The sequence below is a fragment of the Pseudomonas edaphica genome, assembly GCF_005863185.1.
In the GTDB taxonomy this organism is placed as follows: domain Bacteria; phylum Pseudomonadota; class Gammaproteobacteria; order Pseudomonadales; family Pseudomonadaceae; genus Aquipseudomonas; species Aquipseudomonas edaphica.
On sequence record NZ_VBVZ01000266.1, the window covers coordinates 1 to 8,170 of the forward strand.

An 8,170-nucleotide genomic window follows, 5' to 3' on the forward strand; every position below is an offset into this window, starting at 1 on the left:
GTCAACATCGCCCCAACGAAGCTTCCTACAAACATATCTAAACAGCCCATTTAAAAACCGCTTGCCGCCGCGTTTAGCATTTGGCCCAAAACCTGCTTATTGTACACCGTACAATAAAATCCGGTCTGAGCCGGGTCACCTCACTACTGCTGTGCAATACAGCTCGGGGAATGCTGATGTCTACACCACCGCTTCACTCTTCCAACCATGTCTTGGCGCGGTCGCTCAAGGAGCGTCATGTGATGTTGATTGCTATCGGCGGCATTATTGGGGCCGGTTTGTTTCTGGGGTCGGGCAAGGCAATTGCCACGGCGGGGCCGGCGTTGTTGCTGGCGTATGCGTTGTGTGGGGGGATGGTTTATTTGATTGCGCGGGCGCTGGGTGAGTTGTCGTTGTATCGGCCCGGTAGCGGGTCGTTTGCGACGTATGCGGAGGAGTTTTTGGGGCCGCGGGTGGCGTTTATCACGGGGTGGTCGTATTGGTTGATCTGGATTCTGGTGGGGGTGCTGGAGGTTACGGGGATCGGCTTGTTGATGAAATATTGGTTCCCGGAGTTGGCGCAGTGGATTCCGGCGTTGGTCACCACGGTGGTGTTGATGGTGATCAACTTGTTTGCGGTGAAGACGTTTGGCGAGGTGGAGTTCTGGCTGGCGTTGATCAAGGTGGTGACGATTGTCGGGCTGATTGCTGCAGGCTTGGCGATTCTGATATTCGGGCTGGATACATCGTCGCAAACCACCCCTTCAATCACCAACCTGTGGCGGCACGGCGGGTTTTTCCCGAATGGCTGGAGTGGCTTTTGGTACGCGATACCGTTGGCGGCGTTTACCTTTGCCGGGGTCGAGGTGATTGGCTTGGTGGCGGCGGAAACGGCCAACCCGGAGCGCACGTTGCCGCGAGCGATCAATAGCATCATCTGGCGGATGGCAATTTTTTATATCGGATCGATCGCGGTGATCATGGCCCTTTATCCCTGGAACCAGATCGATACCTCGCAAAGCCCGTTTGTGAGGGTGTTCGACAGCATTGGCCTGGGGATTGCGGCCGGGCTGATCAACTTTGTGGTGATCAGTGCGCTGGCGTCGTCGTGCAATACCGGGTTGTTTGCCACCAGCCGGATGTTGTTTGCGCTGTCGCATATTCAGCAGGCACCCCGTCAATTGCAGGTGTTAAGCCCGCGCCAGGTGCCGGCGCGTTGCTTGATGGTGTCGACCGCGATTTTGCTGGTGGGGGTATTGCTGAACTATCTGATGCCGGAACGTATTTTCAACCTATTGATCACCGGCATTCTGGGCCTGTTGATTTGGGTGTGGGCGGTGATCATCACCACGCATATGGCGTATCGACGCAAGGTGCAGCGCGGTGAGTTGCCGCTGATGGCGTATCGCTTGCCGTGGGCTCGGGGCAGCAGCGTGTTGGTACTGTTGTTTTTGGCTGGGTTGGCGGTGCTGGTGATTCGCGACCCGGAGACGCGCACGGCGTTTTATGTGGCGGCGGCCTGGTTTGCGCTGTTGCTGCTGGTGTATCCGAAGCGCAACGCATCCAAGGAGGTGAGCGATGTTCACAGCGCCTGATAGGTCCGTGTTGCAGCGCTGCATCAACCGCTATACCCACGCCAACCCCAACAGCGCCCGGCAACTGGACGTGGCCGCGCGGGTAATGCCGGGTGGCAATACGCGCTCAGTGCTGTTTTATGAACCGTTTCCGTTGGTGATGTCGGGCGGGACGGGCTGTTTTCTGGATGACCTGGACGGGCATCGTTATGTCGACTTTCTCGCCGAATACACCGCAGCGCTGTATGGGCACTCCCACCCGGTGATCACCCAGGCGCTGACGACGGCGATGGCAAACGGGCTGAACCTCAGCGCCCCTACGCAACTGGAAGCGCGGTTGGCAACGCTGATCGTGGAGCGCTTTGGTTGTATCGAACAGGTGCGCTTTACCAATTCCGGTACCGAGGCGAATCTGCTCGCGCTGGCGGCGGCACGGGCCTACACCGGGCGCGATGGCGTCATCGCGTTTAACGGCGGTTATCACGGCGGCGTGCTGAGTTTTTCCGGGCCAGGCACGCCGATGAATGTGCCCCACCGCGTGTACCTGGCGAATTACAACGATCTAGGCAGTGTCGAGCGTTTGCTGTTTGAGCACCCTGGCGAGTGTGCGGCGATCCTCGTGGAGCCGATGTTGGGCGCCGGTGGCTGTATCTGCGCCGCGCCGGGCTTTCTCGAGGGTTTGCGCGCGTTGAGCCGTGCGTATGGGGTACTGCTGGTGTTCGATGAGGTGATGACTTCACGCCTTGGCCCAGGCGGTTTACAGGAAAAACTCGGCATAACGCCTGACCTGATGACCCTGGGCAAATACCTCGGCGGCGGGATGCCCTGTGGAATGTTGGGTGGCCGACGAGACATCATGGCGCAGTTCGATCCGCGCCATGGCAGCCTCTCTCACGCAGGTACCTTTAACAACAACGTACTGACCATGGCGGCGGGTATCGCTGGATTGGAGCAGGTGTATACCCGTGAGCAAGCCATTGCGTTGAATACAAGGGGCGACCGGTTGCGCGAGCAACTGAACGAGGTGCTCGCCTGCATGCCGATGCAGTTTACCGGGCAGGGTTCAGTGATGAACCTGCATCCCACAGGCTTGCCGATTCTTCGGCCCACGGATATCCCAACGGACCGAAACCGCCTACGGGACCTGTTCTTTTTTCACCTGCTTGAATGTGGGATCTACAGTGCACGGCGCGGGCTGTTTGCGTTGAGCCTGCCGCTGACCGAGCACGAAATGAATCGGCTGGTTAACGCTACACAGGCATTTGTAGAACGCTATGGAGGCATGTTGACCAGAGACTGACGCCGCGCCTGGAAGAGCGACAGCGAATCGACGACCGGCTATCCTTTCGCCGTCGCTCAACCGGAACAACGTCCATGACCAGCAAAACCGCAAACCCACGAGGCAGGCGTAAAAAAACCGTTGGCGAAGACCCGCAAAACCAACTGAATAAAGACACGATTATCGCCGCCGCATTGGCATTGATCGACCGCGAAGGCCTGGAAAAATGCAGCCTGCGCAACTTGGCAAATAGCCTGGGCGTGTACCCCACGGCCATTTACTGGTACGTCTCGTCACGTGAATTGCTGTTGAGCGAAGTGTTGGCCAAAGTCCTCGAACAGGTGGCACCGCAGCCTCAGGAGCGCTGGCAGGACTACCTTCGCGCCACTCTGGTTAATTGCCATAACGCTGTTCACCAGCACCCGAATGTGGCGCCGTTACTCGGTGCGCAACTGGTCTCCAACACCCGCACCGACTTCAAGTTGGTGGAAGGCGTATTGGCAGCGTTGCAGCAAGCGGGTTTCAGCGGGCCTTCATTGGCTGGCGCCTACAACACGTTTATCGCCGCCCTTGCCGGTTTCACCACCTTGGAGTTCGCCCCGCTGCCGGAGAACACCGAGGCGTGGCAGCAGCAAGTACAGGAAAGCCTGCAGGCCGTTGACGCCGAGCAGCACCCGACCCTTGCGCAGAACATGGACCAGCTCAGCAACCGAGGTTTCAGCCTGCGCTGGCAAAATGGTGTGCACGCGCCGCTGCATGAGAGCTTTGCGTTTTATGTCGACACCTTCCTCTGCGGCCTGGAAACCCTGGCATCGCGTCGCTGAAAAATCGCACAACATAATCAGAAAGCCCATCAATTGTACGTCGTACAATTTATCGCTACAGTCCGTCACGCATGAATACCCCATGACCCTAAAAACAAAAACGTCAGAGGTCTTTAATCGTGGCGACTGCATTCAACGAAGTGGTCCAGGGCCAACGGCTTTGGCAGCCCTCCCCTGAACATATCCAAACTACCCGCCTCACGCATTACCTGGCTTGGCTCAAACGCGAGCGCGGGCTGAGTTTTGTCGACTACCACGGGCTATGGCAGTGGTCGGTCGATGATCTGGACGCTTTCTGGCAATCGATCTGGGACCACTTCAAGGTGCAGACCAGTAGCCCGTACCACGCGGTGCTGGGTGATCGTAGGATGCCGGGTACTGAGTGGTTTCCCGGCGCGCAGCTGAATTTTGCCGAACACATTTTGCGCAACGAACGGCAAGGCGATGCGCTGCTCTACCTGAGCGAATCCGCTGCGTTGCAGGGCTTGCCATGGGTCGAGTTCTGCGACCAGGTACGCACGCTCGCCAGCTATCTGCGAGAGCTCGGCGTAGTGCCCGGTGATCGCGTGGTGGCTTACCTGCCAAACATTCCCGAGGCGATGATTGCGCTATGTGCCTGCGCAGCCATCGGTGCGATCTGGGCCAGTTGCTCGCCGGATTTCGGCAGCGAGGGTGTGCTGGATCGGGTGCGGCAATTAGCGCCGAAAGTGCTGTTGGCGGTGGACGGTTACCGGTATGGCGGCAAGGTGTTTGACCGGCGCGACCAGGTCCGGCAGATCGTCGGCGAGTTGGGCAGTATCCAACAGGTGATTGTGCTGCCGGCGCTGTTTGCTGATGAGCCATTGACGCTGCCTAACGCCATCGACTGGCACAGCTTGCGCCTGCGCCCCAGCGTGCCCGCCGCCGATTTCCAGTGCGAGCAAGTCCCCTTCGATCATCCGTTATGGGTACTGTTCTCGTCCGGCACCACGGGGGTGCCCAAAGCCATCGTTCACAGCCATGGCGGGGTTCTGCTGGAGCAGCTCAAAGCACTGCATCTGCACCTGGATTTTCGTCCGGGTGACACCGCCTTCATTTTCACCACAACCGGCTGGATGATGTGGAACACCTTGTTCAGTGCCTTGCTCTGCGGTGTACGCCCGGTGCTTTACGACGGCCATCCCACCTGGCCAGGCACCGATGCGCTGTGGCAAATCCTGCAAGACAGCCGCGCGAGTTTTTTCGGCACCAGCCCCACCTACATTGAACTGATGCAACGCGAGGGCGTGATGCCCGGCGAGCGTTTTGACCTGCACGCACTGCGCACGGTAATGCCGGTGGGGTCGCCGGTTTCACCGCAGTGTAATGCATGGTTTTACCGCAACCTGAACACGGCGGTGTGGGTCAACACGGGCAGCGGCGGTACGGATATCTGCACCGGTTTGGTCAGTGGCGTACCGACCTTGCCGGTGTATGCCGGCGAGATCCAGGCGCGCGCCCTGGGGGTGGATGCCCATGCGTTTGATGCGCACGGCCAACCGGTGATCGATCAAGTCGGCGAGCTGGTGGTGAGGTCGCCCATGCCGTCGATGCCGGTGTATTTCTGGAATGACCCCACGGGCGAGCGCTATCGCGACAGCTACTTTCAGCCGTGGCCGGGCGTGTGGCGCCATGGGGATTTCTTTTTGCTCAATGCTCGCGGCGGCTGCCAGGTGCTGGGGCGTTCCGATGCGACGCTGAACCGCTTTGGCGTGCGGATCGGCACGGCAGAGATTTACCGGGCGCTGGAGCACATCGCAGAAATCGAGGATGCACTGATCGTTAACCTTGATTTGCCCGAGGGCGGTTTCTTTATGCCGCTGTTTGTACAGCTGCGTGCCGACGCGGTGTTGGATGAGCCTTTGCAGCAACGCGTGAACGACTGCCTGCGCCTGGCGTGCACACCTCGGCATGTGCCGGACTGCATCCTGGCTGTACCGCTGATTCCCACCACCCTCACCGGGAAAAAAATGGAAGTGCCGGTACGCCGGATCCTGATGGGACACGACCCGCAGAAAGTCGCCAACCCCAGCGCCATGCGTGACCCGCAGGCGCTTGAGTTCTTTATCGAATACGCCGCCCGGAGCCGCCAGCCATGAGGGGTAAAGCTTATATCGTGGGTGCCTATGAACACCCTACCCGCCACGCCACGGACCGCTCCCTGGCGCAGTTGCATGCCGATGTGGCACGCGGCGCCCTGGAGGATGCGGGGCTGAGCCTCAGTGATGTCGACGGCTATTTCTGCGCCAGCGATGTACCGGGCTGGGGAGCGCCAGGCGTAGGGCCGTTCTCCATGGTCGAGTACCTGGGTATCCAGCCACGGCACCTGGATACGACGGAAAGTTGGGGCTCGTCCTACATGCATCAAGTCGCCCAGGCTACACGCGCCATCGCCGATGGGCGCTGCCGTGTCGCCTTGATCACCCAGGCCGGGCGCCCGCGTGCCGAGCGCCAACGTCCGCAAAGCAGCGCATTAGACCCAGCGTACAGCGCCTGTGAAGCACCGTTTGAAACGCCCTATGGCGCTGCCGTGGTCAACCGCTACGCGATGTGCGCCATGCGCCATCAGTACGAACACGGCACCACGGCCGAGCAATTGGCCTGGATAAAAGTCGCGGCATCGCACCATGCCCAGCACAACCCGCAGGCCATGTTGCGCAATGTGGTAACGGTGGAAGACGTTCTGAGTTCACCCTGGGTCGCCGCCCCTTTGCGGCGCTTGGACTGCTGCGTGATCAGCGACGGCGGCGGTGCCCTGGTGCTGGTGCATCCAGCCATTGCGCGCTCGCTCAAACGGCCGCTGATTACGCCTATCGGTTCGGGCTATGCGATTAACCATCTGAACGGCGGTTACTTCGACCTGCTGACCTCAGGTGGCGCGCAATCCGGCGCCGATGCATTCGGCGAGGCGCGCCTCACACCTGGCGATATTGACTACGCCTCGCTGTACGACAGCTTCACCATCACCGTATTGATCCAGCTGGAAAACCTCGGTTTTTGCGCCCCTGGCCAGGGCGGCGCCTTTGTCAGCGACGGCAAGTTGATCAGCGGTGTCGGCCCCTTGGCGGTAAACACTGACGGCGGCGGCCTGTGCAATAACCACCCCGGCCATCGCGGCGGCATGGCCAGGCTGATCGAGGCTGTGCGCCAGTTGCGCGGCGAAGCACACCCGGCCGTTCAACGGCCCCATTGCGCACTGGCTCTGGCCCACGGCACCGGCGGCCTGCTGGGCTCACGCCACGGCAGCGCCACACTCATACTGGAGCGCCTTTGATATGCCACTGACCTCACCGCACATCACCGCGGAAAGTGCGCCCTTCTGGGCTGCCGCCAATCAAGACCAACTGTTGCTACGCCGTTGCCTGGACACCGGCAAGGCCTACTACTACCCCCGCGATCACAGCCCGTTCACCGGCAGCACCGCAACCGATTGGATCGTCGCCAGCGGTGGCGCCACCTTGTACAGCTTCAGCTATAGCGGGCGCGCAGACGACGTGCATTGCATTGCCTACGTGACGCTCGACGAAGGGCCAACGATGTTGTCGGTCATCCAGTGTGAGGCTGCGCACCGCTTGCGCATCGGGCAACGGCTCGAGGTGGCGTTTGCGCCCACGCCGAGCGGCCAAAAAGTCCCCGTGTTTGTTCCGTCAGTTTGATTGTCCTTTTTAAGTTGACGGTAAGACACATGCCAGCCGATTTATCACGTCCAACCCACCCATTAATCTGTGCCCATGTTGAACGCAACGCCAAACCAACCCAATCAAAAAAGGACTTCAACCATGAGCACGCCAACCCTCAGCCGCTTGAACAAAGACGACGCCATTGTTCTGCTGATCGACCACCAAACCGGCCTGATCTCGCTGGTACAGGACTTCTCCCCCAACGAGTTCAAGAACAACGTGCTGGCCCTGGCGGACGTCGCCAAGTTCTTCAACTTGCCGACCATTCTCACCACCAGTTTCGAGCAAGGCCCTAACGGCCCGTTGGTGCCGGAGTTGAAGGAGATGTTCCCGCAGGCGCCGTACATCGCTCGCCCTGGTCAGATCAATGCGTGGAACAACGAGGATTTCGTCAAGGCGGTCAAGGCGACTGGGCGTAAGCAGATCATTATTGCGGGTGTGGTGACGGATGTGTGTGTGACGTTCCCGACGTTGTCGGCGCTGGCGGAGGGGTTTGAGGTGTTTGTGGTGACGGATGCGTCGGGTACGTTTAATACGACGGTGCAGCAGGCGGCGTGGAGCCGGATGGTGCAAGCGGGAGCGCAGATGATGAATTGGTTTTCGGTGGCGTGTGAGTTGCAGGGTGACTGGCGCAACGATATCGAGGGGCTGGGGAATTTGTTGTCGCAGCGGATTCCTAACTATCGGAACTTGATGAACAGCTATTCGGTGCTGGCGGCGCGTCAGGGTTGAGATTGAGCGGCTTTAACCTGTGGGAGCGGGCTTGCCCGCGATGGCGGTGAATCAGTCACTACATTCGGTGGCTGACATACCGTC

At 59.8% G+C, this 8,170-nt stretch carries 7 protein-coding genes; all 7 read left to right on the forward strand.

Annotated features, from left to right (window positions below):
* Nucleotides 1–242: 242 nt before the first annotated feature.
* The 7 genes from FEM54_RS17935 to ycaC all read left to right on the forward strand — a co-directional run bounded on the left by FEM54_RS17935 (nucleotide 243) and on the right by ycaC (nucleotide 8,086).
* A complete protein-coding gene (locus tag FEM54_RS17935) occupies nucleotides 243–1,574 on the forward strand; it encodes an amino acid permease (protein ID WP_240792766.1) in 1,332 nt (443 codons plus the stop codon).
* The gene (locus FEM54_RS17940; RefSeq protein WP_138452241.1) at nucleotides 1,558–2,853 is read left to right on the forward strand and encodes an aspartate aminotransferase family protein; all 1,296 of its coding nucleotides are present in this window, start codon (nucleotides 1,558–1,560) and stop codon (nucleotides 2,851–2,853) included. Before FEM54_RS17935 ends, FEM54_RS17940 begins: the two co-directional genes overlap by 17 nt.
* Before the next feature lie 74 nt (nucleotides 2,854–2,927).
* Nucleotides 2,928–3,656, forward strand: a complete 729-nt coding sequence (locus FEM54_RS17945) for a TetR/AcrR family transcriptional regulator C-terminal domain-containing protein (protein ID WP_099547572.1) — start codon at nucleotides 2,928–2,930, stop codon at nucleotides 3,654–3,656.
* 119 nt (nucleotides 3,657–3,775) lie between these two features.
* Nucleotides 3,776–5,773, forward strand: coding sequence for an acetoacetate--CoA ligase (locus tag FEM54_RS17950; protein WP_138452243.1), 1,998 nt, complete (start codon nucleotides 3,776–3,778; stop codon nucleotides 5,771–5,773).
* Nucleotides 5,770–6,948 (forward strand): thiolase domain-containing protein, encoded by a 1,179-nt coding sequence (locus tag FEM54_RS17955; protein WP_017136018.1) that lies wholly within the window; start codon nucleotides 5,770–5,772, stop codon nucleotides 6,946–6,948. The genes FEM54_RS17950 and FEM54_RS17955 overlap by 4 nt, the downstream gene beginning before the upstream one ends.
* A gap of 1 nt (nucleotide 6,949) precedes the next feature.
* Nucleotides 6,950–7,330, forward strand: a complete 381-nt coding sequence (locus FEM54_RS17960; protein ID WP_138452245.1) for a Zn-ribbon domain-containing OB-fold protein — start codon at nucleotides 6,950–6,952, stop codon at nucleotides 7,328–7,330.
* A gap of 123 nt (nucleotides 7,331–7,453) precedes the next feature.
* The gene (ycaC, locus tag FEM54_RS17965) at nucleotides 7,454–8,086 is read left to right on the forward strand and encodes an isochorismate family cysteine hydrolase YcaC (protein WP_138452247.1); all 633 of its coding nucleotides are present in this window, start codon (nucleotides 7,454–7,456) and stop codon (nucleotides 8,084–8,086) included.
* The last annotated feature ends 84 nt before the right edge of the window (nucleotides 8,087–8,170 follow it).

What these genes read in the sequence shown, in the direction of transcription:
- ycaC (WP_138452247.1), top strand. Translation starts at nt 7,454, where the DNA reads ATGAGCACGCCAACCCTCAGCCGCTTGAACAAAGACGACGCCATTGTT.
- FEM54_RS17935 (WP_240792766.1), top strand. Translation starts at nt 243, where the DNA reads ATGTTGATTGCTATCGGCGGCATTATTGGGGCCGGTTTGTTTCTGGGG.
- FEM54_RS17960 (WP_138452245.1), top strand. Translation starts at nt 6,950, where the DNA reads ATGCCACTGACCTCACCGCACATCACCGCGGAAAGTGCGCCCTTCTGG.
- FEM54_RS17940 (WP_138452241.1), top strand. Translation starts at nt 1,558, where the DNA reads ATGTTCACAGCGCCTGATAGGTCCGTGTTGCAGCGCTGCATCAACCGC.
- FEM54_RS17955 (WP_017136018.1), top strand. Translation starts at nt 5,770, where the DNA reads ATGAGGGGTAAAGCTTATATCGTGGGTGCCTATGAACACCCTACCCGC.
- FEM54_RS17945 (WP_099547572.1), top strand. Translation starts at nt 2,928, where the DNA reads ATGACCAGCAAAACCGCAAACCCACGAGGCAGGCGTAAAAAAACCGTT.